The sequence below is a fragment of the Streptomyces sp. NPDC090108 genome (genome assembly GCF_044747185.1).
Taxonomy (GTDB): domain Bacteria; phylum Actinomycetota; class Actinomycetes; order Streptomycetales; family Streptomycetaceae; genus Streptomyces.
Map to the genome: position 1 here is coordinate 338,287 of NZ_JBIVDQ010000008.1, position 23,727 is coordinate 362,013.

Consider the following 23,727-nt stretch of genomic DNA (forward strand, 5'->3'; position numbering starts at 1 on the left):
ACTGAAACTCACCCTCGTCAGTTGAGCGACGGGTCGTCCGGATACGTGGCCACCATCGCCAGTTCGTTGCGCTGGCGGCGCAGCACCTCGCGCCACAGGCGCTGGGGCGCCGGGGAGGAGACGTCACCGGGTTCGGACTCGACGACGTACCAGGCGCCCTCGACCAGCTCGGCCTCCAGCTGGCCGGGCCCCCAGCCGGCGTACCCGGCGAAGATCCGCAGGGAGCCGAGGGCGGAGGCGAGCAGTTCGGGCGGGGCCTCCAGGTCGACCAGGCCGATGGCGCCGTGCACCCGGCGCCAGCCCAGCGGGGCGCTGTCGCCGTCGGCGTCGCCGGGGATGACCGCGACGCCGAGGGCCGAGTCCAGCGAGACGGGGCCGCCCTGGAAGACGACACCGGGCTCACCGGCGAGATCGGCCCAGGCCTCCAGGATGTCGCCCACGTCCACCGGGGTGGGACGGTTGAGGACGACACCGAGGGAGCCCTCCTCGTCGTGGTCGAGGAGGAGCACCACCGCACGGTCGAAGTTCGGGTCCGCCAGGGCGGGGGTCGCCACGAGCAGCCGCCCTGTGAGCGAGGACACCTCGGTCATGCCAGACATGATCCCGCATCTTGCCCCCGGATGGGGAGCCGATCGGGGTCCGCGTCGGCCGCGGCACGGAGTGCGGAGGCGGCCGGCGGGGCGCCCTCACCCGCGAGCGCGGGGTGCGGCGGGCGGGCGCCGGGGGCGCGCACCCGGTACCGGCCCGCCGCACCGCCGTTCCGGTGACCCCTTGTGCCCGGCAGGGAACCGTTCGTGTTGTGACAGAGCCATGACGCGGCTGGCCGACCGTTGGGCTTACTGGAGGGGGGCGATCGGCGATTACCCTGTCACTCCCGGCCTCCGCTGCAAGTGATCGGCCGGCCCCTGCCCGACTCATCGGAACGCGAGATTCATGACCGTCAACGGCTCTGACGACGTACTGCTTGTCCATGGCGGAACCCCGCTGGAGGGCGAGATCCGTGTCCGCGGCGCGAAGAACCTCGTGCCGAAGGCCATGGTCGCCGCCCTGCTGGGCAGCGAGCCGAGCCGCCTGCGCAATGTCCCGGACATCCGTGACGTGCGCGTCGTGCGCGGCCTGCTCCAGCTGCACGGCGTGACGGTCCGCCCGGGCGAGGAGCCCGGCGAGCTGGTCCTCGACCCGTCGCACGTCGAGAGCGCCAACGTCGCCGACATCGATGCCCACGCCGGATCCAGCCGCATCCCGATCCTGTTCTGCGGTCCGCTGCTGCACCGGCTGGGGCACGCGTTCATCCCGGGGCTGGGCGGCTGCGACATCGGCGGCCGGCCCATCGACTTCCACTTCGAGGTGCTGCGGCAGTTCGGCGCGGTCATCGAGAAGCGGGCCGACGGACAGTACCTGGAGGCGCCGCAGCGCCTGCGCGGCACGAAGATCCGGCTGCCCTACCCGTCCGTCGGCGCGACCGAGCAGGTCCTGCTGACGGCCGTGCTCGCCGAGGGCGTCACGGAGCTGTCCAACGCGGCCGTCGAGCCGGAGATCGAGGACCTCATCTGCGTGCTGCAGAAGATGGGCGCGATCATCGCGATGGACACCGACCGCACGATCCGCATCACCGGTGTGGACAAGCTCGGCGGCTACACCCACCGCGCCCTCTCGGACCGCCTGGAGGCCGCGTCCTGGGCGTCGGCGGCGCTGGCGACCGGCGGCAACATCTACGTCCGCGGCGCCCAGCAGCGCTCGATGATGACGTTCCTGAACACCTACCGGAAGGTGGGCGGTGCCTTCGAGATCGACGACGAGGGCATCCGTTTCTGGCACCCGGGCGGCCAGCTGAAGTCCATCGCGCTGGAGACGGACGTGCACCCCGGTTTCCAGACCGACTGGCAGCAGCCCCTGGTGGTGGCCCTGACGCAGGCCACGGGCCTGTCCATCGTCCACGAGACGGTGTACGAGTCCCGGCTCGGCTTCACCTCCGCGCTGAACCAGATGGGCGCGCACATCCAGCTCTACCGCGAGTGCCTGGGCGGCTCGGACTGCCGCTTCGGCCAGCGCAACTTCCTGCACTCGGCGGTCGTCTCCGGCCCGACCAAGCTGCAGGGCGCCGACCTGGTCATCCCCGACCTGCGCGGCGGCTTCTCGTACCTCATCGCGGCCCTGGCCGCCGAGGGCACCTCCCGGGTCCACGGCATCGACCTGATCAACCGCGGCTACGAGAACTTCATGGAGAAGCTCGTGGAACTCGGCGCCAAGGTGGAGCTCCCGGGCAAGGCCCTGGGCTAGTCACAGGAACCCGGAAGGGGCCGTCTCTCCGCCGCACGCGGAGAGACGGCCCCTTTTCGTGCGCGCGCGGCGACGGCCCCTTCTCGGCCCCGCCCGGGGGCAGACGAATGGGCGGCCCCCCTTCGCAGGAGAGCCGCCCATACGGCGTCGTCGGCCGAGCTCCGGCCCCGAGCCCGTGGTCACCCACGAGCCTCAGCGGACCGGCACCACCGGCGGAGCGCTTACTTGCCCTTGGCCGCTTCCTTGAGCTTCGAGCCCGCGGAGACCTTCACGCTGAAGCCGGCCGGGATGTTGATGGGCTCACCGGTCTGCGGGTTGCGCGCGGTACGAGCGGCACGGTGGGTGCGCTCGAAGGTCAGGAAGCCGGGGATGGTGACCTTCTCGTCGCCCTTGGAGACGATGTCGCCGACGACCTCGGCGAACGCGGCCAGAACGGCGTCGGCGTCCTTGCGGGTCACCTCGGCGCGGTCGGCCAGCGCGGCCACCAGCTCACTGCGGTTCATGTTGTTACTCCCGTGTTCTTCTTGCCATTGAGGCGTGAGGTGAGATCGATGCCGATGCGCTCGCGCCCAGGGACGCATCCTGCCCCTACCAGCGGCGGGAAAGCCAATCCGGCACCCGTAGGAGTCGTGAGAACACCCTAGGGAGTCACACGAAGAGAGCCTGCTCGGCCGTCACCCTAGAGGGCGCCCGGTGGTCGGGGGTTCCGCGACGCGCCGGTACGAAGGGCGCTGCCGCATCGATCCTCACGACCACGACACAGTACAGGGCGGCGAAATCAAGCCGTTCGGCGCTCGCCGACACGGCCGTACGGACCCACCCGTACGGGCGGTACCGGCCCCACCCGTACGGGCGGTGCCGGACCCCGGCCGGGCGGGTCCGGCGCCCGGCCGGCACGTCCTACTCGGCCGAGACGGCCGCTCCCGCGGCCCGGGCGGCGTCGCGCACCGCCCCGGCCACCGCGCCCGCGACGCGGTCGTTGAAGACGCTCGGGATGATGTAGTTCGCGTTGAGCTCGTCCTCGCTCACCACGCTGGCCAGGGCCTGCGCGGCGGCGAGCATCATGTCGGTGTTGACCGTGCGGGACTGGGCGTCGAGCAGGCCGCGGAAGACACCCGGGAAGACCAGCACGTTGTTGATCTGGTTGGGGAAGTCGGAGCGGCCGGTGGCCACAACTGCCGCCGTCTGACGGGCGATTGCCGGGTCGACCTCGGGGTCCGGGTTCGCGAGCGCGAACACGATCGCGTCGTCCGCCATGGCGGCCACGTCGTCGCCGTCGAGGACGTTCGGGGCGGAGACGCCGATGAAGACGTCGGCGCCGCGCACGGCCTCCTTGAGGGTGCCGGTCAGGCCCTCGGGGTTGGTGTTGTCGGCGATCCAGCGCAGCGGGGAGTCGGCCGGGGCGTCCACCAGGTCCCCGCGGCCGGAGTGCACGACACCCTGGATGTCGGCGACGACGGCGTTCTTCACACCGGCCGCGAGCAGCAGCTTGAGGATGGCCGTGCCGGCGGCGCCGGCGCCCGACATGACGACGCGGATGTTCTCGATCGCCTTGCCCGTGACGCGCAGCGCGTTGGTGAGGGCGGCGAGGACGACGATCGCGGTGCCGTGCTGGTCGTCGTGGAAGACCGGGATGTCGAGGGCCTCGCGCAGGCGGGCCTCGATCTCGAAGCAGCGGGGCGCGGAGATGTCCTCGAGGTTGATGCCGGCGAACCCGGGGGCGATCGCCTTGACGATCTCGACGATCGCGTCGGTGTCCTGGGTGTCCAGGCAGATCGGCCAGGCGTCGATGCCGGCGAAGCGCTTGAAGAGGGCCGCCTTGCCCTCCATGACGGGCAGCGCGGCCTTGGGGCCGATGTTGCCGAGGCCGAGCACCGCGGAGCCGTCCGTCACGACCGCAACGGAGTTGCGCTTGATGGTGAGGCGGCGGGCGTCCTCGGGGTTCTCGGCGATCGCCATGCAGACGCGGGCCACACCCGGCGTGTAGATCATGGAGAGATCGTCACGGTTGCGGATGGGGTGCTTGGACTGCATCTCGATCTTGCCGCCGAGGTGCATCAGGAAGGTGCGATCCGAGACCTTGCCGAGGGTCACGCCGTCGATGCCGCGCAGACCCTGCACGATCTCGTCGGCGTGCGCGGTGGAGGTGGCCGCGATGGTGACGTCGATGCGGAGCTTCTCGTGACCGGAGGCGGTCACGTCGAGGCCGGTCACCGAGCCTCCGGAGGACTCCACAGCGGTGGTGAGCTGCGAGACGGCCGTTCCGCTCGCGGGCACCTCCAGCCGGATCGTCATCGAGTAGGAGACGCTGGGCGCCGTTGCCATGGCCGACTTCCTCTTTCACCGTGTCGCGAGTTGTGCCGTCCGATCGTCGCACCTACCCCCGAGTACGTGTTAGTCGTCCGGGGTTGCGGACGTTTTGTTCACACCGGGCGCGTGGTTCCGGAACGGCCCTTCCACCATACGAGAGACGGCGCGCGGGCCGGCGGGCGGTGCGGACGGCACCGGCGGCGGGGCCCGCGGAGGAGGCGCACGTCACAGAGGACCGGCCGTCACAGACCGGCCGGGAGCGGCGGGGCGAGGCGGGGCGGGGCGGGGCGGCCAGGGAGAACGAAGAGGCCCACGCCACCGAAGTGACGTGGGCCTCTCGTACGTTCATGACACCGACCCGCCATGCTCGCCTCGCGGCAAGTGGTCCCTCGTAGGGACGAAGGTTGGGCCCGGGGGCTTGGATCGAGCCGGTGCCACGTCAAGGCTAACAAACGGATGCCGGCCTTCATTCCTGTTGTACGGAGTTCGGGGGAACGGGCCGTGGCGCGCGGGCGCGGTCCCACGGCCGTTCCCGGCGGCTCAGTCCCTGAGCAGGTCGGGCATCCCGGCCGCGTCGGGCTCGTCCCGTTCGCCGGAGACCACGGTCAGCTGCTGGGTGGCGCGGGTCAGCGCGACGTACAGCACGCGCAGGCCGGCCGGGGACTCGTCGGCGATCTCCGCCGGGGAGACGACCACCGTCGCGTCGTACTCCAGCCCCTTGGCCTCCAGGCTGCCGAGGGCCACCACCCGGTCGCCGAGCCCGGCCAGCCAGCGCCGGGCCTCCTCGCGCCGGTTCATGGCGACGACGACGCCGACGGTGCCGTCGACCAGGTCGAGCAGCCGCGCGGCCTCGGCGCGGACGGTCCGTTCCAGGGAGCCCTCCACGACCGCGAAGCGCGGCTGGACGCCGGTGGAGCGTACGGCGGAGGGCGACGTGGAGCCGGGCATGGCCAGGGCGAGGACCTTGGCGGCCAGCTCGGCGATCTCCGCGGGGTTGCGGTAGTTCACGGTGAGCTCGAAGCGGCGCCGGGGGCGGGTGCCGAGGGCCTCGTCGCGGGCCTCGGCGGCCTCGTCCGGGTCGGACCAGGAGGACTGGGCGGGGTCGCCGACGACCGTCCAGGTGGCGTGCCGGCCGCGGCGGCCGACCATGCGCCACTGCATGGGCGTGAGGTCCTGCGCCTCGTCGACGATGACGTGGGCGTACTCGGTGCGTTCCTGCGCGAGCCGTTCGGCCCGCTCGCGCTGGGTCTCCTCGCGCACCGGCATCAGCTCCTCCAGGCCGGTGAGCTGGTCCAGCGGGTCGAGTTCGCGCTTCCTGCGGGGGCGCGCCGGGACACCGAGGATCGCCTGGAGCTCGTCCAGCATGGCGATGTCGTGCACGGAGTGGCCCTCGCGCCGGAGCGAGCGGGCGACCTTGCGGACCTCGCCGGGGTTGAGGATCCGCCGGGCCCAGCGGCCGAGCCGCCTCTCGTCGGCCATGGCGGTGAGGACGGCCTTCGGGGTCAGTTCGGGCCACCAGGTGTCGAGGAAGCCGGTGAAGGAGTCCTCGCTGGTGACGTCCTCGTCGAAGGAGGAGCGCAGCTCGGCGGCCAGTTCCGGGTCGGAGTGCCGGCCGGAGGCGCCGGACTTCGCCCACAGGGCGTCCAGCAGCAGCTTGCGGGCACGCGGGCGCAGCAGGTTCACGGGCGCGGTGCCGCCGAGGGCGTTGCGGCGGATGCGTTCCAGCTCGTCGGCCTCGACTTCGAGGCGGCGGCCGAAGGCGACCACGCGGAGCCGGTCCGGCGGCCCCGCGGGGGTACCGGGGGCGACGGCGTCCTCGTCGTCGTCCAGGGCGAGCTGTCCGGCCGGCGCGCCGCCGCCCCGGCCCAGCTCCAGCGCGCCGCGGGCGGCCTTCCGCAGCACCTTCAGCATGCGGTACGAGCCCTTGGCGCGGGCCACCGCGGGAGAGTCGTACAGCGTGGCCTCCACGCCGTCGACGAGGGAGCCGATGGCGCGGATGGCGACCTGGCCCTCCTCGCCCAGGGAGGGCAGCACGCCCTCGGTGTAGGCGACCAGCAGCGGCGTCGGCGAGACGATCAGGATCCCGCCGGAGTACCGTCTGCGGTCCTGGTAGAGCAGGTAGGCGGCGCGGTGCAGGGCGACGGCGGTCTTGCCGGTGCCGGGGCCGCCCTCGACGTAGGTGACGGAGGCGGCGGGGGCGCGGATCACCAGGTCCTGCTCGGCCTGGATGGAGGAGACGATGTCCCGCATGGTGTGGCTGCGGGCCTGGCCGAGGGCGGCCATGAGGGCGCCGTCCCCGATGACGGCCAGTTCGCGGCCGTCGAGGGAGGCCTTCAGCTCGGGGCGCATCAGGTCGTCCTCGACGCCGAGGACCTTGCGGCCCTTGGAGCGGATGACACGGCGGCGTACGACCCGGCCGGGGTCGACCGGGGTGGAGCGGTAGAACGGCGCGGCGGCCGGGGCCCGCCAGTCGATGACCAGCGGGGAGAAGTCCTCGTCGAGGACGCCGATCCGGCCGATGTGCAGGGTCTCGGCGATGTCGGCGGTGCTGTCGGGCCGGACGGCGCCCTCCACGGGCTCGACGGCCGTGTAGGCGCCGTCGGGGCCCTTCTTGCCGTCCTTGCCGAGGAGCAGGTCGATGCGGCCGAAGAGGAAGTCCTCGAACTCGTTGTTGAGCCGGTTCAGGTGGACACCGGCGCGGAAGACCTGCGCGTCGCGCTCGGCCAGCGCGCCGGGTGTGCCCACCTGGCCGCGCTGGGCAGCGTCGTGCATCAGGAACTCGGCCTCGTGGATCTTCTCCTCGAGGCGCCGGTACACCCGGTCCAGATGTTCCTGCTCGACGCTGATCTCTCGGTCGCGCACGGAGTCCTGTGCGCCGTGTACCGAGCCGACCGCGGACTGCTGAACCTGAGCGGCCACCGGGCCCCCTTCTGACGTGCTGGGCAGCCGTCAACCGTACGCGAAGGGGACCCGGCAAAGCTACGGCGGCTACGCGTCCACCTGGACGAGCTTCTTCCCTTCGAAGGTCATCACCTCGAAGTGGTCGATCTCGCCGGGCTTCAGAGCGGTGCCGCCGCCGACGTACAGCGGGTTCTTGGCCTCCTGGGTCGGCGCGTCGGGCATGCCGTAGCCCCACTTGCCGACGGACCAGGAACCGAGCGTCTGGCGTTCGCCGTTCTTGGCGACCGCGACCAGGGAGCACTTGAGCGGTCCCTTGACGCCCTTGAGCTGGAGAACGGTGTCGGTGCCCCAGTTCTTCTCGTCCATGGCGACGGTGGCGGACACGCCGGTGGCGGTGTCCGAGCCGGAGACCTTGTCGGTCATCTTGGCGAACGTCTGCGCGGGGCCGGCCGCCAGCGGTGTGGCCGTCTGACCCGAGTCCCCGCCACTGCCGACCGCCATGACGCCGACCGGGCCGGCGATGATCAGCGCGGCAGCGGCCGCGATCATGTAGAAGCTCTTGCGCCGCTTCTGCGCCCGGCGCTCGGAGACGTCGTCGACCAGCCGCTCCACCAGCCGCGGGCTGGGCCGCGCGGACAGCGACTCGCCTAGCGCGGGCGTGCTCCCGGTCTCCGGGAGGTCCGCGAGGGCGGCGAGCATCGGTTCCATCCCGGCCAGCTCGTCGAGCTGCTGGGCGCACCACTCGCAGCCGGCGAGGTGGGCCTCGAAGGCGGTCGCCTCGGCATCGTCGAGGATCCCGAGCGCGTAGGCGCCGACGGTCTCGTGTTCGTTCGGCGCTGGAGATCCCTGCATGCGGCCAGACATACCCGTACCACCCGTGCCGAATCCTTGCATTCCCCCGTATCCGCTCATCACGCCGTCACCCCCCGCTCCTCCAGTGCCAGCTTCATCGAACGCAGGGCGTAGAACACCCGTGAGCGGACGGTGCCGCTGGGTATGCCCAGGGTCTGGGCCGCCTCGTTGACGGTACGCCCCTTGAAATAGGTCTCGACGAGGACCTCCCGGTGGGCCGGGGTCAGGTCGTCGAGCGCGTCCGACAGCGTCATCAGCCACAGCGCCTTGTCGATCTCGTCCTCCGCGGGGATGACCTCCAGCGGCGACGGATCGACCTCCTGCGGCCGGGCCTGCCGGCTGCGGTGGCCGTCGATGACGATGCGGCGCGCGACCGTCACCAGCCAGGGGCGTACCGAACCGGTCGCCCGATTGAGCTGACCGGCGTTCTTCCAGGCACGGATGAGGGTTTCCTGTACGACGTCCTCGGCGCGCTGCCGGTCTCCGGCCACCAGCCTGAGGACATACGCGAGGAGAGGTCCGGCGTGCTCGCGGTACAGAGCACGCATCAGCTCCTCATCAGGTTCCGAGGGCTGTGAAGACATGCGATGTCGGGCCCTCGATCCACGTTCATTGGCCACGGCCGCATCCTTGCGCACGCCCACCTCCGGTGTCCGGGGGTTCCCCCAGTCGGTCGCTCGCCCATCCGTACGGAACAGGGACGTGTGTTGTTCAAACCTGTGGAGCATTTTTCTTGGGGGTGGTGTGACGAGCGGGACATGCGTACACATTCTCCGCGCCCGATCTTTACATTTACGACACATCGTCAGCAGTGTTGTGGTCCGACGGACATGAGCGCGGGAAACCCCTGGCCGGATGCGGTGTTACCTAAATCACGCACGTCACGGGGCACTTGGCGGGGCCGAGCGGGCCGCGTCGGCCCCTCTCGCTCCCTCCTCGGTCCCTGCTCGGTCCTGCCCTCGGCCCTCTTCGGTCCCGTTCGGGTTCCCGTCCTCGGTCCTGCCCTCGGCCCGCTTCGGCGCCTCAGGCGCGCGCGAGGGCGGCGCGCCGCCGGTGCCGTGCCACCCGCTCCCGGTTCCCGCAGACCTCGCTGGAGCACCAGCGCCGTCTGCGCCCACGGGACGTGTCGAGGTACACGAGGGGGCAGTTGTCCCCCTCGCACTGCCGCACCGCGGCCCGCGCCACGGGGTCGGTGAGCAGCTCCACTGCGTCCCGTGCGACGACGGCGAGCAGCGCGGCGCACGCGGGAGCCCCGGCCAGCTCCCGCACCAGGGTGCCGTCCCGCTCGCGGACCGCGCGCGGCACCGGTGGCGCGGCGTACGCGGTCTCGTTGACCCGGCCGAGCGCGCTCGCGCACGGCACCGGATCGGCCGCGGCGGAATCACGGACCAACCGTCCGATGTCGTCGCGGAGTTCCCGGAAGCGGACGGGCCAGGAGGCGTCCGCGTGGCCCAGCGGGGTGCGTGCGGGCACGAGACCGGCACCGGTGATCCACGCGCGCAACGGGTCGACGCCGTCGAGGCGTTCCGAGGGGTACGCGGTCGCGAGCAGGTCCAGGCAGATCCGTCCGGCGTCGAACCGCAGCTCGTACGGGTCCGTGGCCGCAGCCAGTGCCATGTGTCCGTCACCGCCCAGGGTCACTCGGCGTGGAGTCCGCTTGCCCTCCCACAGTGCCCGCCCGCACCCGGCACCGGAACCCCTCGTACCGCGGTTCCCGACACCGATCCGCCACCGGGCGCCGCGGAAGGCGACGGGCGGGTGCGGTGGGCGGGGGCGGCTGGCGGCTCCGTGTGCGGCGTGCGGCGAGCGGCGGCGGGGGCGGCGGGCTGCCGGGGAGCGTGCGGCCACGGGGGCGGCGGGCGGCTGCGGGGGCGCCGGGCTGCCGGGGAGCGTGCGGCCACGGGGGGCGGCGACGCCGGACGGCCGGACCACCGGCCACCGGCCACCGGCCACCGGCCACCGGCCACCGGCCACCGGCCACCGGCCACCGGCCACCGGCCACCGGCCACCGGGAAGCATGCGGCCCCGGGCGCCGGGCTGCCGGGCTGCCGGGCTGCCGGGCCGCCGGGCCGCCGGGCCGCCGGGCTGCCGGGCTGCCGGGCTGCCGGGCTGCCGGGCTGCCGGGCTGCCGGGGAGCGTGCGGCCGCGCGCGGGGGTGGCGGGCCGTGTGCGGCTGCGGCGGCCCGGTGGGGGCAGCTCAGCCGCCGGCGTGTTCCGCTTCCGCCCGGGGGTCCACCGCCAGCCGGTACCCGCGCTTCACCACCGTCCGGATCAGCTCCGGCGCCCCGAGTGCCGTACGCAGCCGGGCCACCGCCGTCTCCACCGCGTGCTCGTCGCGCCCGGTGCCCGGCAGCGCCCGGAGCAGCTCGGTGCGGGGCACGACCCAGCCCGGCCGCCGGGACAGCGCGCGCAGCAGGGCCATCCCGGCGGGTGGCACCGGCCTCGGCTCGCCGTCGACGAGCACCGCGTGCCCCCTGATCTCGACCGTGCGCCCGGCGACCGGCAGCACCGTCGCCCGTGCGGGCAGTTCGCGGCAGAGCAGCTGGACCAGCGGACCGAGCCGGAACCGCTCGGGCTGCACGGCCTGGAGGCCCCGTGCCCGCAGGGGCCGCGCGGTGACGGGTCCGACGCAGGCGGGCAGCACGTCGTGGCCGAGGGCGGCCAGGAGGCCGTCCAGGAGCCCGCGTTCACCGGCGCGGGACAGCAGGGAGGCCACGGCGGGGGCACTCGTGAAGGTGATCGCGTCCAGACCGTGCGAGACGGCCGCGTCCAGCAGCAGGTCCAGGGGCCCGATGTCCTCGGGCGGCAGCCACCGGTACACGGGCACCGGCACCACCTCGGCGCCGGCGGAGCGCAGCGCCTCGGTGAACTCCGGCAGCGACTCCCCGTGCAGCTGGACGGCGATCCGGCGGCCGTCCACGCCCTGCTCCAGGAGCCTGTCGAGCACCTCGGCCATGGACTCGCCGGACGGCGACCAGTCCTCGGTCAGACCGGCGGCCCGGACGGCGCCCTTGACCTTGGGGCCGCGCGCCAGCAGTTCGGTCTCCCCCAGCCGCGCCAGCAGCCGTTCGCCGAGGCCCCAGCCGTCGGCGGCCTCGGTCCAGCCCCGGAAGCCGACGGCGGTGGTCACCACGACCACGTCCGGGGCCCGGCCGGCGATCTCCTCGGTGGCGGCCCGCAGTTCGCTGTCGTCGGCGAGCGGCACGGTGCGCAGCGCGGGCGCGTGCAGCACGGTGGCGCCGCGCCGCCGGAGCAGCGCGATCAGCTCGTCGGCGCGGCGCGCGGCGGTGACCCCGACCGTGAACCCGGTGAGGGGCCCGGGCGCCGGCGGCCCGGACTCCAGGGGACCGGTTTCGGGCGGCCCCGACTCCGGGGGCCCGGGCTGGGGCTCGGGCGCGGGCTCGGGCTCGGGGCGACGGTGCTCCGGGAGTTCCCTCGCCGGCGCTACGTGGTCCGGGGTTACGTGGTCCGGCGCTCCATGACCCGGAGTTTCGCGGTCCGGGGTTACGTGGTCCGGTAGGCCGTGATCCGAGGCTCCGTGGTCCGGTGGGCCGTGCTCCGGTCCGGATCGCGGCTGTTCGTCGTCCATGGCCCTCCTGCCTGGCCCGTGTGCCGGACCGGGCGGCCCGACGGCTGCCGGCAGGCCCGGTCCGACGGCATGTCGCCGGTGTCGCCTCAGACTTGCACACGGCCCGGCCCGGCCTCACCCACGCCCACGGACACGGGCACTGGCCGGACGCGGGCGGCCTGTACGGGACGAAGATCCGGGCGCGAGCGCGAGCGCGGGCGCGGGCACTGGGCCCGGGACGAGGCGTTCAGGCGGGGAGGGAGCCCCGCCGGGGCCCGGCCGGACCCGCGGGCCACAGCCGCGGCCTCCGCTTCGCCGCGAGGTCCTCCACCCAGCCGAACAGGACGACGCAGCCGCAGACGAGGGCCCAGACGAGCGCCAGTTCGGGCCAGGAGCTGTTCAGCAGCCAGGCGAAGTGCTCGTCCAGCACGTCGAACCGCCACAGGTCGTCCCACAGCGTGGCGGCGGCCAGGATGCACAGGTTGTGCCAGAGGTAGATCGTCACCGCCCGCGAGTTGAGCAGGGTGACGGCCCGCCGGAAGGGCCGCAGCCGGCGCGGCCACTCGCTCCAGGACGGGCTGATGTGCAGGAGCAGCAGGACGGCGCCGAGGGACCACAGGCACTGCGCGAACGGCATGTCGTTGAGGTCGTGGTCCGTCCGGAAGCCATGGGTCAGCGCGTACCAGAGCCCCACCGCCGCGACGAGGGGCGCGACCGAGGGGACGACGTAGCGCGGGACGCGCTTCAGGATGCCCTCCTGGTGCGCCATGCCGAGGACCCAGCACGCGCCGAAGACGCCGAAGTCGCTCGCGGCGTCGGGCAGCCGCTCCCCCGGCAGGCGCAGGAAGTGGAACTCCATGGCCGCGCACAGCGCGACGGGCGACAGGACGGTCGCCCACGGCAGCGCCCTGAGCGCCCTGAGCAGGAACGGCGACAGCAGGACGAACCAGAGGTAGGCACGGATGTACCAGAGCGGGATGGCCATCTCCGACCCCCAGTCCGCGCCGAGGACGCCGTGGACGCCGGACAGCCCCTCGGCGTACGGCGGATCGCTCAGCGGCAGGATCCAGTACCCGAGGTGCAGCCACCACCACACGGGGTGTCCGTCGTCGTGCGGGCTCCAGCCCCGCAGCACCATGCCGGTCACGCCGAGGGCGCCGAGCAGCCAGAGCGGGGGCAGCAGCCGTCGCATCCGGCCGCGGACCACCTGGAGCGCGGGACGCTTGAGCGAGCGGGCCATCAGAGTGCCGGCCAGCGCGAACATCACGCCCATGGACGGGAACACGACGGTCAGCCAGGGCCAGCCCATCAGGTGGTAGAAGACGACGCGGAAGAGGGCGACCGCGCGCAGCAGGTCGAAGTACCGGTCCCGCGCGGGCGCCGGAGGCCGCGGGTTCTCCTGGGCGGCCGCGGCCGTCGGAGCCTCCCGAGTGGCGGGGGTCGCGGGCATCGCAGGGGTCGCAGGGGTCGCAGGGGTCTCCTGGTTCTCCTGGTTCTCCTGGTTCTTCTGGTTCTCCTGGTTCTCCTGGGAGCGGGTGGGCTCGTCCGTGCCGGACGGGTGGGTGGGGACGGTCACGTGCGGGTTTTCCTGGGTCGAGGTCGGAAGGGGCGCGGGTACGGCTCCGGCGGGAGGCGCGGGGATCGCGCCGGAGGAGGGCGCGGTCACCGGGCGGAGCCCGCGCCCATGACCGGCGCGCCCTGGCGGGGGTCGGCCGGCGGGGCCGACACCCCGCCGCTGCGCCGCAGCTTCTGCCAGCGCAGGCGGCCGCCGGTCAGCGCGGTGATCCAGGACTGGAGCAGCACGATGTACATGAGCTGGCGGTACAGGATCTGCTGCAGGGGCAGCGAGAGCAGATGGGTCATGCGTTCCTTGTCCAGACGGAACGCGTAGGCCGCGCAGACCGCCTGGAGGGCGAGCACGCCGAGCCAGGCCACGATCGTCTTCTGCGTGGGGCCGAACACGACGCCGTAGAGCAGGAACACGTCGATCAGCGGGGCCAGCAGCGGGGCGACGACCATGAACAGGGAGACCAGCGGCAGGCCGACGCGGCCGAAGCGGCCCGAGGGGCCCCGCTCCACGACGGCGCGGCGGTGCTTCCAGATCGCCTGCATGGTGCCGTACGACCAGCGGTAGCGCTGGGACCACAGCTGCTGGACCGACTCCGGTGCCTCGGTCCAGGCGCGGGCCTTCTCGGCGTACACCACGCGCCGGCCGTCGCGGTGCAGCGCCATGGTGATGTCGGTGTCCTCGGCGAGGGTGTCGTCGCTCATGCCGCCGACCCGCTCCAGGGCGGAGCGCCGGAACGCGCCGACGGCGCCGGGGATGGTCGGCATGCAGCGCAGCAGGTCGTACATGCGGCGGTCGAGGTTGAAGCCCATCACGTACTCGATGTGCTGCCAGGCGCCGATGAGCGTGTCCCGGTTGCCGACCTTGGCGTTGCCGGCCACCGCGCCGACCTCGGGGTCGCCGAAGGGCTGGACGAGTTCGCGGACCGTGGACGGCTCGAAGACGGTGTCGCCGTCCATCATGACGATCAGTTCGTGACGGGCGTGCGCCAGGCCCCGGTTGAGAGCGGCCGGCTTGCCCGCGTTCGCCTGGCGCACGACCCGGACGCCCGGCAGGTTCAACGACTCCACGATCTCGGCGGTGCCGTCCGAGGAGCCGTCGTCGATGACGAGGATCTCGATGGGGTGCTCGCTGGCCATCAGCGAACGGACGGTGTTCTCGATGCACTTGGCCTCGTTGTAGGCCGGCACGAGCACGGAGACGGGCTCGGTGACGGGCGGTCCCCAGGCGAAGTCCCTCCGGCGCACCCGGCGGGCGTGCGCGCCGGAGAGCAGCAGCATCAGCACGAAGCGGGAGATGACGAGGACGCCGATCACGGCGAGGCCGACGACCAGGACGCCGGTGATGCCGTCCGAGGCGGAGACCAGGAAGATCCACGCCTTGCCCTTCCACAGCTCGGGGCCGGTGACCCGGGTGCTCGCGCTGGGCGCGTCCAGGGCCTCGGTGAGGTTGTCGAAGGCGTAGCCGCGGCGCTGGAGTTCCGGCAGCAGCGTGCCGAGGGCCCGCACCGTCTGGTGGCGGTCGCCGCCGGAGTCGTGCATCAGGACGATCGCGCCCTTGCCGCCGTGCGGGGTGGCCCGCTGGACGATCTGCGCGACGCCGGGCCTCTTCCAGTCCTCGCTGTCGATGCTGTCGAGGACCGTGAGGTAGCCGCGCTTGCCGACGTACCGGACCACCGGCCACGACCTGTCGTCCATGGCGTCGGCGAAGGAGGAGTACGGCGGCCGGAAGAGGGAGGTGCGGATGCCCGCGGCGCCGGTGACGGCGAGCTGGTCGGTGGACAGCTCCCAGTCGATGCGGCGGTGGCTGTGGTACGAGAGGTCGGGGTGGCTGAAGGTGTGCACGCCGACCTCGTGGCCCTCGTCGACCATGCGCCTGACCAGCTCCGGATGCTGGGAGGCCATCGTGCCGGTGACGAAGAAGACGGCGTGCGCGTGGTGCGCCTTCAGCATGTCGAGCACCTTCGGCGTCCAGGCGGGGTCCGGTCCGTCGTCGAAGGTGAGGACGACGCGGTGGTCCGGGATGCGCAGGCTGGTGGTCCGGCCGCCGCGCGTGTCGATCACCGGCCCGCCGTCGAGGATCTTCTGCGGCACCTTGTCCGTGGCCGCCTCGGGCCGGATGCGGTGGTCGGCGAGGATCTCGCTGTGGACGTAGCCGCGCAGCATCAGCATCGCGACCAGCGCGAGGAGGACGAGCAGCGGCAGCAGCAGGCGCATGGGCAGACGCCGGCGCGGGGATCCGCCGCGGGCTCCTGGTGAGGAGCCGCGACGGCTGGTGCGGGAGACCATCAGGGGGTGTGCTCCGGGGACGGTACGAACGGTACGGGGGACGGCGGGTGCGGTAGGCGGTGAACGGCGGACGGGCCACACGCGGCGGCGACACCGGCCGGACGGCCGACCGGGGTGGCGGCGGGCGGGTGGCCGACGGGGTGACGGCGGGCAGGTCACCCGCGCGGCGGCGGGCGGGGTGCCCGGGGCGGTGGCACCGGGCGGACGGGGGACGGGGGGACGCGGGGGTGTCGGGCCGACGACGATGACGCGCCGGTGGCGGACGGGACCGCCGGGCGGCCTGCTGGTGGTCCTGGGGCGGGCGGGGCCGTCCCGTGCGACACCGGCGGGCGGGACCGCCGGACCGCCTCCGGCTGGGCCGACGCCGGACGGCCCGCCGAGGACGCGGCGACGGTGAGGACGAGCGGGACCGCCCGTGCCGCGGCGGAGACGAGCACTGCCGCCGGCCTCGCGTCAGCGGCGAGCGGTACCGCTAGTCCCGCGTCGGCGGCGAGCGGGACCCGTCCGTGTCGCGGCGGAAGCGAGCGGTACCGCCGGCCTCGCGTCGGCGGCGAGCGTGGCCGCCGGTGCCGCGTCGGAGGGGCGCGGCAGTGGCCGTGCCTCGGCTATGGCGTGCGGGGCGACCCGGCGCGCGGCGGTTGCGCACCGCGCGGCGGATCTCCCGCGGGCCGGGCCCTACGCGCCGGGTGCGACGTGGTGACCGGGACGGTGGTGGCGTCGCGGGCGGGTCGGGACGGTGGCGGTCGGCGGGGCCGGGACGGTGGGCGCGGCGGTGGGCGCGGCCGGAACGCCCGGGGACGTCGTGGCGGGAGCGGGCGGCGCCGAGGTACCGGCGCCGGGGGACGCCGCTCCGCCGGCCGTGCCGGAGGCGGGCCCGGTGGCCGTCCGGGACGGGGTGGCCGACGCGCCGGGCGGCGCGGTCGCGGCCTTCGACCCGGTGCCGGACGCCGTGGCGGCGGGCGACGAGGCCATGACGCCGCTCACGGTCGTGCCGGGAGCCGGGACGCCACCGCCGGTGCCGGACGCCGGGCCGGACTCCTCCGGCGTCGGTGAGGACTCCACCTTGCCGGCCTGCTTGTCCTTGCCCTGCGGGTGCTGCGACACCGGCAGCCACGGGGCGTCCGAGCTGCCGGACATGAGGGTGGCGACGATGACGACGGCGTAGACGGCACAGGCCACGGCGACGGCCATGCCGAGACGCCGGAAGGTACGGCTGCGACGGCCGGACTCGTCGACGAACACCGGCCCGTCGGCCGCGTCCCGGCCGGCCTTGCGCAGCGGACCGGCGGCCGGGCTCATCCGCACGTCGCCGAGCTGGACGGCGCCGGGCCGGACCTCCGGAGGCAGCACCCCCGTCTCCTGCGCCCCGGCAGAGGCGGCCCCCGCCGGCCCGGCCCCGGCCGGAGCCGGCACAGCGGCCTCCCCGGCCTCACCGGCGGGCCCCGCATGCACGGCCTCGGCCGGAGACAGAACCGCCGTCTCCCCGGCCGCTGCCGCAAGCACCGCAGGGGGCAGCACAGCAGTCTCCCCAGCCGCCTCCGCAGGCAGCACAGCAGTCTGCTCGGCCGCCGCCGCAGGCGCCGCAGGAGGCAGCACAACGGTCTCCCCGGCCGCCGCCCCGAGCACCGCAGGAGGCAGCACAGCAGTCTGCTCAGCCGCTGCCGCAGTCTCCGCAGGAGGCAGCACAGCAGTCTCCTCGGCAGCCGCCGCAGGCAGTTGAGTGCCGGTCACGGCCGGACGTCCCGCCGCGGTCCGCCGGGCGTCCGCGGCCTTGCGGAACTCGGCCGCACGACGCGCCTTGGGCGCCTGCGGAAGTACGGCGGTCTCGTCGTCGGTCCCGGACGAGGGCGTGGCCCCGGGCTCGGTCACGGAGTTGCTCCCAGGGTCGGGCACCGGCAGAACGGCCGGTTCGGTCGGGGCGGCGGGTCCGCCCCCGGGTATCTCGGCTCCCGGACGGGCCTCGGGGCGTCCGCCGGGGTCCTGGGGCGCATCGCCCCGCCGCACCGGCGTACCGGCGGCATCCGGAACCGGAACTGGAACCGGAACCGTGCCGGTCTCCGGAGCGGTCCCGGTCTCTCCGGCAGAAGGTTCCTGGGCCTCGGACGCGGCTTCGGGCCGGTCCGGTCGGGCGTCTTCTCGCCACTGTTTCACGCGCGCACATCCCCCCACGGGACAATTCGGGGTGCGCCTCGACCCTGAGCACCCGCCGGCCGGAACCGGGTCCCCGCCCGGCCCGAGCGCCCCCTACCACACCGTGCTCAGGCGAAGAATGTAGCGCACGTGGAGATCGTCTCCTCCAGGTGTCCCCGCTGTGAAGGCCCGCCCCTTCCGGACCAGGAGGAACCGGTTCCGCGCCACCCGCCCCGCGCCCCGGCGCATGACGAAGCGCCGACGAAGCGCAAGGCGGAGCGCTTGGCTGAGCGCAAGACAAAGGCCCCGCCGCTCGAAGCGACGGGGCCTTTGCCCACATGGGGTACGAAAGACCCGGGGGTCTTCCGATCGTGGAGATGGCGGGAATCGAACCCGCGTCCAACGGTGCGGAATCAGGGCTTCTCCGTGTGCAGTTCGCTGCGATTTTCTCAGCCCCGGAGATCACGCGAACAAGTCTCCGACGGGCTCAGTCACTGTTAGATTTCCCTCTTCACCCCGTGACCGGGATCAAGGTTTAGTTCCCTAGCTGATGCCAGGATCCGGGTCGGGAACAGCCCCGGGCTGACACTTCGCAAGTCGCTACTTAGGCAGCGAGGGCGAAGGAATCGCGCTTGGTGTTGGCGATTATTTTTTGCGACATATGGTTTACGAGATCATTGCCGCTTCCTCGACACGCTTCCCCTGCTTCGACATCCGCTGTCGAAACCGATCATCCCCATGTTGATTTTTCAATGCCCCCGTGAGGGGCGCGCACCCTCGCTGGGGTGCAGTGCCATCGTACGTGACCAACGCACGACAGTGCCAGCGTATTCCCGCGTGCCCGGCCGGAGCCGTCAGACGCCGCGCTGCCTGCGCTTGGCCGCCGCGATCGCGCGGTCCGACTCCCGGCGGTCCTGCTGCTCGCGCAGGGTCTGCCGCTTGTCGTACTCCTTCTTGCCCCGGGCGAGCGCGATCTCGGCCTTGGCCCGGCCGTCCTTGAAGTAGATCGCGAGGGGCACGATGGTGTGACCCGTCTCCTGGGACTTCGACTCCAGCTTGTCGATCTCCTCGCGGTGCAGGAGCAGCTTGCGCTTGCGGCGCACGGAGTGGTTGGTCCAGGTGCCCTGGTGGTACTCGGGGATGTGGGCGTTGTGCAGCCATGCCTCGCCCCGGTCGATCTGGACGAAGCCGTCGGTCAGCGACGTCCGCCCCTCGCGCAGCGACTTGACCTCGGTGCCGGAGAGCACGATCCCGGCCTCGAAGGTGTCGACGATCGCGTAGTCGTGCCGGGCCTTCTTGTTCTGGGCGACGATCTTGCGCTTGCCGCCCTTCTCACCGTCCCTGGCCTTCGCGGCCGCTCCGCCCTGCTTGGGCTGGGACTCCTTCGGTACGTACATTCCCTTGCTCATAGTGCCGCCCATTTTCTCACCACACGGGGGGTGCGAGGGAAGTGCTTTAAGCGGTCTACGACCGGTCGCCGAGTCCGGTGAGCACGGTCTCGGCACGCGCCAGCGCCCCGGAGCCCGCCTCCAGGTCCGGTGTGATGCCCCGGCCGTCGACGGCGTGGCCCAGCGGGGTGCGGTAGTGGCCCACGGTCAGTTCGGCCACCGAGCCGTCGGGCAGCGTGGTCGGCATCTGCACGGAACCCTTGCCGAAGGTGCGGGAGCCGATCACGACCGCGCGGCCGCGGTCCTGGAGGGCGCCGGTGAGCATCTCGGCCGCGCTCATGGTGCCGCCGTCGACGAGGGTCACCAGAGGCCGGGCGGTGTCGCCGCCGCGCGCGGCGTGCAGGGCGCGCTGGGCGCCGTCGACGTCGTAGGTGGCGACCAGGCCGCCGTCGAGGAAGGCGGAGGCCGCGCCGACCGCCTCGGTGACCAGGCCGCCGGAGTTCCCCCGCAGGTCGAGGACGATCCCCGCGGCCGCCGGGGCCTGCCGCACGGCGGTCCGCACGGCGTCCGCGGAGCCCTTGGTGAAGGCGTCGACCCGGACGACGGTGACCGCCCCGTCGTCGAGCGTGCGGGCCGTGACGGAGTCGGTGGACAGGCGCGCCCGGCGCAGGGTCCGCGTCCACGCGCGCGTGCCGCGCTCCAGGCCGAGCGTCACCGTCGTACCGGCGGGCGCGTCGTCGGCGTCGCCGCGCAGTAAGGAGACGACCTCGGTCACCGGCCGGCCGTCGACCTCGCCGCCGTCGACGGTGCGCAGCCGGTCACCCCGCCGGATCCCCGCGTCCGCGGCCGGCGAGCCGGGCCGCACCCGGGTCACCTCGATACGGCCGTCCCGCTCGCGGCGCGCCCACAGGCCCACGCCGGTGTACTCGCCGTCCAGGGCCTCCTGGAACTCCTCGTACTCGCCCTCGGAGTAGACGGCGCCCCAGCGGTCCCCGCTGCGGCTGACGGCCCGTTCCGCGGCCTCCATAGGCGACTTGCCGTCGGCCATCGCCTCGGCGGCGGCCCGGCGTACGTCGTCGTGGTGGGCGCCCACGCCCGGCGCGACCGCGGTGCTCCCGCGGCCGGACGGGCCGTTCCGGCCGCTCTGGCCGCTCTCCGGGAAGGAACCGGTGGCGGCGCCGGCGACCAGGACGCCGGCGAAGACGAATGTCAGGGCGGCCCCGCGGCACTTGCGGCGGGGCTGGCAGAACAGGTCACGGCCTGACATGGCGGTGAGTCTAGGACAACGCGAAGGGCCGCACGGGCGGATGCCCGTACGGCCCTCTTGGTATGCGTCACACCTTCAGGTACTTGCGCAACGCGAAGAACGCCGCCAGGGAGGGCATCAGCACGCTCGTGGCGAGGATCAGCGGCAGCTTGGTGAACACCGCGTCCCAGCCGACGAAGTTGATGAGCGTGAGCTTGCTGGACAGGCCCATGCCGTGGTCGATGGTGAAGTACCGGCCGACGACCAGGAACACGCAGGCGAGGCCGCCGCCGATGAGTCCGGCGACCGCGGCCTCCATGATGAACGGTGCCTGGATGTAGAAGCCGGAGGCGCCGACCAGACGCATGATCCCGGTCTCGCGGCGGCGGCTGAACGCCGACACGCGCACGGTGTTGACGATCAGCAGCAGCGCGACGACCAGCATCATCGCCATCACGCCGAGCGCGGCCCGGTTCATCAGGTTGAGCAGCTGGAAGAGGTTGTCCAGGATGCCCTTCTGGTCCTGCACCGACTGCACGCCGTCCCGCCCGTTGAAGGCGGTCGCGATGACCTGGTACTTCTGCGGGTCCTTGAGCTTGATGCGGTACGACTCCTGCATCTGGTCCGGCGTGAGGGAGCTGGCCAGCGGGGAGTTGCCGAACTGCTCCTTGTAGTGCTTGTACGCCTGGTCCTGGGACTCGTAGGTGACCTTCTCCACGAGCGAGGTCATCTTCGTCAGGTCCGCCCGGATCTGCTTCTTCTGGTCCTCGGTGACCGCGCCCTTGGCGCAGTTCACGTCCGACTGCGCGTCACTCTTGTTGCACAGGAAGATCGAGACGTTGACCTTGTCGTACCAGTAGCCCTTCATGGTGCTCACCTGGTCGCTCATCAGCAGCGAGCCGCCGAAGAGGGCCAGGGACAGGGCGACGGAGACGATGACGGCGAAGGTCATCGTCAGGTTGCGGCGGAGACCGACACCGATCTCCGACAGAACGAACTGGGCCTGCATGGCGTCTGGTTATGCCTTTCCGTCGTGGAACGTCAGTGCTGGTAGCCGTAGACGCCGCGGGCCTGGTCGCGGACGAGGCGGCCCTTCTCCAGCTCGATGACGCGCTTGCGCATCTGGTCCACGATGTTCTGGTCGTGCGTCGCCATCACCACGGTCGTACCGGTCCTGTTGATCCGGTCGAGCAGCTTCATGATGCCGACGGAGGTCTGCGGGTCGAGGTTGCCTGTGGGCTCGTCGCAGATGAGCAGCTTGGGCCGGTTGACGAAGGCGCGCGCGATGGCGACGCGCTGCTGCTCACCGCCGGACAGCTCGCCCGGCATGCGGTCCTCCTTGCCGCCGAGCCCGACGAGGTCGAGCACCTGGGGCACGGACTTGCGGGTCTCGCCGCGGGACTTGCCGATGACCTCCTGGGCGAAGGCCACGTTCTCCGCGACCGTCTTGTTGGGCAGGAGACGGAAGTCCTGGAACACCGTCCCGAGCTGGCGCCGGATCTGCGGCACCTTCCAGTTGGAGACGCGCGCGAGGTCCTTGCCCAGCACGTGCACCTGCCCGTGACTGCACCGCTCCTCGCGGAGGATCAGCCGCAGAAAGGTGGACTTTCCGGAGCCCGAGGACCCCACCAGGAAGACGAACTCGCCCTTTTCCACCTCCAGGGAGACCTCCCTCAGGGCTGGGCGGGTCTGCTTGGGGTAGACCTTGGAGACATTGTCGAATCGGATCACGGATGCACCACGGGTCGCCGGGGGTAGATGAGCGTGACCATACGCGAACCGGGTGTGCACGCGCAGGGCCCGGTTGCGGTTGGGCGACACTTGTGCGTTTTTGTACGGCCCCGGATCCGGGGTTCTCCCGGCGCCCGCGCTTCTTCCGGGGGAACCTGGCAGAGTGGAGGGGGAACGTTCTCGTTCCCGGATGCGTTGTAGCTGTGATGGCCGGAGCAAGGAGGGCGACCGCATGACGTACGACCGTCTGGTGTGCGCGAACTGCGCGGCGCCCGTGAACGAGGGCCGGTGCCCGGTGTGCCGCGCCAGCCGCGAGCGCCTTCAGCAGGAGCGCCTCTTCGCGGGGATGAACCCGGTGGCGCTGATCGCCCTGCTGGCGGTGCTGGTCGCCGCGGTGGTGCTGCTGGCGCACCAGACCGTGTGAGACCGGGCGAGAGGTCCGCACGGAACTCCTGAGAAGAACGCCGGAAGGGCCCGGAGCGCGAAGCTCCGGGCCCTTCCGTTCATCCGTGGTGCGTCCCCGGGGGGACGCGGCCGTGCGGCTGCGCTCAGGCGGCCGCGCCGCCCCGGCCGCCGGCCAGGCGCGGCAGGACGCGGAAGGCGATGCCGCCCGCGATCATCGTCGCGGCGCCGACGAGCAGGAACGCGGTCTGACCGGCACCGGTCTCGGCGAGCTGCTTGTCGCCGCCCTGGGCCACGGTGTCCGAGCCGGTGTCGGTGAGGGCCGAGGAGCCCTCCTCCTGGGACACGTTGTCGTTGCCGCCGCCGTTGGGGGTGTTGTTGTTGCCGGTGCTGCCGGAACCACCGGTGCCGCTGTTGCCGCCGGCACCGCCGTGGCCACCGTTGCCGCCGTTGCCGTTGCCGCCACCGCCGTTGCCACCGTCGGTGCCGTTGCCGCCACCGGTCGTGGTGGTGCCGCCGTCGCCGGTGCCGCCACCGGTCGTGGTGTCGCCACCGTTGCCGTTGCCGCCACCGGTCGTGGTCGTGTCACCGCCGTTGTCACCACCGGTCGTGGTGGTGTCGCCGCCGTTGTCACCGCCGGTGGTGGTCGTGTCGCCACCGGTCGTGGTGGTGTCGCCGCCGTCGTCGCCACCGGTCGTGGTGGTGGTGTCGCCGCCGTCGTCGCCGCCGGTCGTGGTGGTGTCACCACCGGTGGTCGTGTCGCCGCCGGTCGTCGTGGTCTCGCCGCCGGTCGTGGTCGTGTCACCACCGTTGCCGCCGCCGTCGGTGGTGCAGACGCCGACGGGGTCACAGCCGCCGCCGTCGGTGCCACCGTCGTCCTCGCCGCCCGTGTTCACGCTCACGCTGAGCGGACCGGCCTGGACACCGAGGTCCAGGGCGGAGGCCGCACCGGCGGCCGTCAGCGAGGCCCCGGCCGCGATCACGGCGCCGGCGGCTATCCGCGCGACGCGCATCCGCGTCTTCTTCGTCATGTGGTTGCTACCCCCAGTAGCTGATCGTCAATG

Annotated in this window: 18 protein-coding genes and 1 other RNA gene; 2 read left to right on the forward strand and 17 right to left on the reverse strand. The window is 72.7% G+C overall.

Annotated elements, in window-relative coordinates; all coding sequences use genetic code 11:
• Window positions 1-17: 17 nt before the first annotated feature.
• Window positions 18-590, reverse strand: coding sequence for a YqgE/AlgH family protein (locus ACIPRD_RS27890; RefSeq protein ID WP_356398994.1), 573 nt, complete (start codon window positions 588-590; stop codon window positions 18-20).
• A gap of 343 nt (window positions 591-933) precedes the next feature.
• Here ACIPRD_RS27890 and murA point away from each other — a divergent pair, with 343 nt between their 5' ends.
• Window positions 934-2,280 (forward strand): UDP-N-acetylglucosamine 1-carboxyvinyltransferase, encoded by a 1,347-nt coding sequence (gene murA, locus ACIPRD_RS27895; protein WP_356396650.1) that lies wholly within the window; start codon window positions 934-936, stop codon window positions 2,278-2,280.
• Window positions 2,281-2,501: 221 nt separating this feature from the next.
• Here murA and ACIPRD_RS27900 read toward each other — a convergent pair whose 3' ends face one another.
• The 15 genes from ACIPRD_RS27900 to ftsE all read right to left on the reverse strand — a co-directional run bounded on the left by ACIPRD_RS27900 (window position 2,502) and on the right by ftsE (window position 22,261).
• Complete coding sequence (locus tag ACIPRD_RS27900) at window positions 2,502-2,783, reverse strand: HU family DNA-binding protein (protein WP_018549700.1); 282 nt, start codon at window positions 2,781-2,783, stop codon at window positions 2,502-2,504.
• Window positions 2,784-3,180: 397 nt separating this feature from the next.
• Window positions 3,181-4,605 carry an NAD-dependent malic enzyme gene (locus ACIPRD_RS27905; protein ID WP_356396646.1) on the reverse strand — a complete coding sequence of 475 codons (1,425 nt, stop codon included), beginning with the start codon at window positions 4,603-4,605 and terminating at the stop codon, window positions 3,181-3,183.
• Between the two features lie 525 nt (window positions 4,606-5,130).
• Entirely contained in the window at window positions 5,131-7,509 is a 2,379-nt protein-coding gene (locus ACIPRD_RS27910; protein WP_401566931.1) for a HelD family protein, read from the reverse strand.
• A 69-nt stretch (window positions 7,510-7,578) separates the two neighbouring features.
• Window positions 7,579-8,343 carry a zf-HC2 domain-containing protein gene (locus ACIPRD_RS27915; RefSeq protein WP_356396642.1) on the reverse strand — a complete coding sequence of 255 codons (765 nt, stop codon included), beginning with the start codon at window positions 8,341-8,343 and terminating at the stop codon, window positions 7,579-7,581.
• 59 nt (window positions 8,344-8,402) lie between these two features.
• Window positions 8,403-8,987, reverse strand: coding sequence for a sigma-70 family RNA polymerase sigma factor (locus tag ACIPRD_RS27920; protein ID WP_037932079.1), 585 nt, complete (start codon window positions 8,985-8,987; stop codon window positions 8,403-8,405).
• Window positions 8,988-9,366: 379 nt separating this feature from the next.
• Window positions 9,367-9,960, reverse strand: a complete 594-nt coding sequence (locus ACIPRD_RS27925) for a CGNR zinc finger domain-containing protein (RefSeq protein ID WP_401566934.1) — start codon at window positions 9,958-9,960, stop codon at window positions 9,367-9,369.
• 580 nt (window positions 9,961-10,540) lie between these two features.
• A complete protein-coding gene (locus ACIPRD_RS27930; RefSeq protein ID WP_401567062.1) occupies window positions 10,541-11,686 on the reverse strand; it encodes a uroporphyrinogen-III synthase in 1,146 nt (381 codons plus the stop codon).
• A gap of 472 nt (window positions 11,687-12,158) precedes the next feature.
• The gene (locus ACIPRD_RS27935) at window positions 12,159-13,487 is read right to left on the reverse strand and encodes an acyltransferase family protein (RefSeq protein ID WP_401566937.1); all 1,329 of its coding nucleotides are present in this window, start codon (window positions 13,485-13,487) and stop codon (window positions 12,159-12,161) included.
• An 86-nt stretch (window positions 13,488-13,573) separates the two neighbouring features.
• Window positions 13,574-15,766, reverse strand: a complete 2,193-nt coding sequence (locus tag ACIPRD_RS27940; RefSeq protein WP_401566939.1) for a glycosyltransferase — start codon at window positions 15,764-15,766, stop codon at window positions 13,574-13,576.
• 675 nt (window positions 15,767-16,441) lie between these two features.
• On the reverse strand, window positions 16,442-17,116 hold the full coding sequence (locus ACIPRD_RS27945) for a hypothetical protein (protein WP_401566941.1): 675 nt from the start codon (window positions 17,114-17,116) through the stop codon (window positions 16,442-16,444).
• A 1,149-nt stretch (window positions 17,117-18,265) separates the two neighbouring features.
• Window positions 18,266-18,634, reverse strand: a transfer-messenger RNA (tmRNA) gene (gene ssrA / locus ACIPRD_RS27950).
• Window positions 18,635-18,750: 116 nt separating this feature from the next.
• Entirely contained in the window at window positions 18,751-19,293 is a 543-nt protein-coding gene (gene smpB, locus ACIPRD_RS27955; RefSeq protein ID WP_356398992.1) for an SsrA-binding protein SmpB, read from the reverse strand.
• Between the two features lie 67 nt (window positions 19,294-19,360).
• The gene (locus tag ACIPRD_RS27960; RefSeq protein ID WP_401566943.1) at window positions 19,361-20,551 is read right to left on the reverse strand and encodes a S41 family peptidase; all 1,191 of its coding nucleotides are present in this window, start codon (window positions 20,549-20,551) and stop codon (window positions 19,361-19,363) included.
• A gap of 67 nt (window positions 20,552-20,618) precedes the next feature.
• A complete protein-coding gene (ftsX, locus tag ACIPRD_RS27965; protein WP_356396621.1) occupies window positions 20,619-21,539 on the reverse strand; it encodes a permease-like cell division protein FtsX in 921 nt (306 codons plus the stop codon).
• Between the two features lie 32 nt (window positions 21,540-21,571).
• Window positions 21,572-22,261 (reverse strand): cell division ATP-binding protein FtsE, encoded by a 690-nt coding sequence (gene ftsE, locus ACIPRD_RS27970; RefSeq protein WP_356396618.1) that lies wholly within the window; start codon window positions 22,259-22,261, stop codon window positions 21,572-21,574.
• A gap of 232 nt (window positions 22,262-22,493) precedes the next feature.
• Here ftsE and ACIPRD_RS27975 point away from each other — a divergent pair, with 232 nt between their 5' ends.
• Complete coding sequence (locus ACIPRD_RS27975; protein ID WP_356396615.1) at window positions 22,494-22,685, forward strand: hypothetical protein; 192 nt, start codon at window positions 22,494-22,496, stop codon at window positions 22,683-22,685.
• A gap of 124 nt (window positions 22,686-22,809) precedes the next feature.
• On the opposite strand, the gene ACIPRD_RS27980 is transcribed toward ACIPRD_RS27975, so the two are convergent.
• A complete protein-coding gene (locus ACIPRD_RS27980; RefSeq protein WP_401566945.1) occupies window positions 22,810-23,694 on the reverse strand; it encodes a hypothetical protein in 885 nt (294 codons plus the stop codon).
• Window positions 23,695-23,727: the final 33 nt, after the last annotated feature.

What these genes read in the sequence shown, in the direction of transcription:
- smpB (WP_356398992.1), bottom strand. Translation starts at nt 19,293, where the DNA reads ATGTACGTACCGAAGGAGTCCCAGCCCAAGCAGGGCGGAGCGGCCGCG.
- ACIPRD_RS27900 (WP_018549700.1), bottom strand. Translation starts at nt 2,783, where the DNA reads ATGAACCGCAGTGAGCTGGTGGCCGCGCTGGCCGACCGCGCCGAGGTG.
- ACIPRD_RS27960 (WP_401566943.1), bottom strand. Translation starts at nt 20,551, where the DNA reads ATGTCAGGCCGTGACCTGTTCTGCCAGCCCCGCCGCAAGTGCCGCGGG.
- murA (WP_356396650.1), top strand. Translation starts at nt 934, where the DNA reads ATGACCGTCAACGGCTCTGACGACGTACTGCTTGTCCATGGCGGAACC.
- ACIPRD_RS27905 (WP_356396646.1), bottom strand. Translation starts at nt 4,605, where the DNA reads ATGGCAACGGCGCCCAGCGTCTCCTACTCGATGACGATCCGGCTGGAG.
- ACIPRD_RS27915 (WP_356396642.1), bottom strand. Translation starts at nt 8,343, where the DNA reads ATGCAGGGATCTCCAGCGCCGAACGAACACGAGACCGTCGGCGCCTAC.
- ACIPRD_RS27980 (WP_401566945.1), bottom strand. Translation starts at nt 23,694, where the DNA reads ATGACGAAGAAGACGCGGATGCGCGTCGCGCGGATAGCCGCCGGCGCC.
- ACIPRD_RS27925 (WP_401566934.1), bottom strand. Translation starts at nt 9,960, where the DNA reads ATGGCACTGGCTGCGGCCACGGACCCGTACGAGCTGCGGTTCGACGCC.
- ACIPRD_RS27940 (WP_401566939.1), bottom strand. Translation starts at nt 15,766, where the DNA reads ATGGTCTCCCGCACCAGCCGTCGCGGCTCCTCACCAGGAGCCCGCGGC.
- ftsX (WP_356396621.1), bottom strand. Translation starts at nt 21,539, where the DNA reads ATGCAGGCCCAGTTCGTTCTGTCGGAGATCGGTGTCGGTCTCCGCCGC.
- ACIPRD_RS27975 (WP_356396615.1), top strand. Translation starts at nt 22,494, where the DNA reads ATGACGTACGACCGTCTGGTGTGCGCGAACTGCGCGGCGCCCGTGAAC.
- ACIPRD_RS27890 (WP_356398994.1), bottom strand. Translation starts at nt 590, where the DNA reads ATGACCGAGGTGTCCTCGCTCACAGGGCGGCTGCTCGTGGCGACCCCC.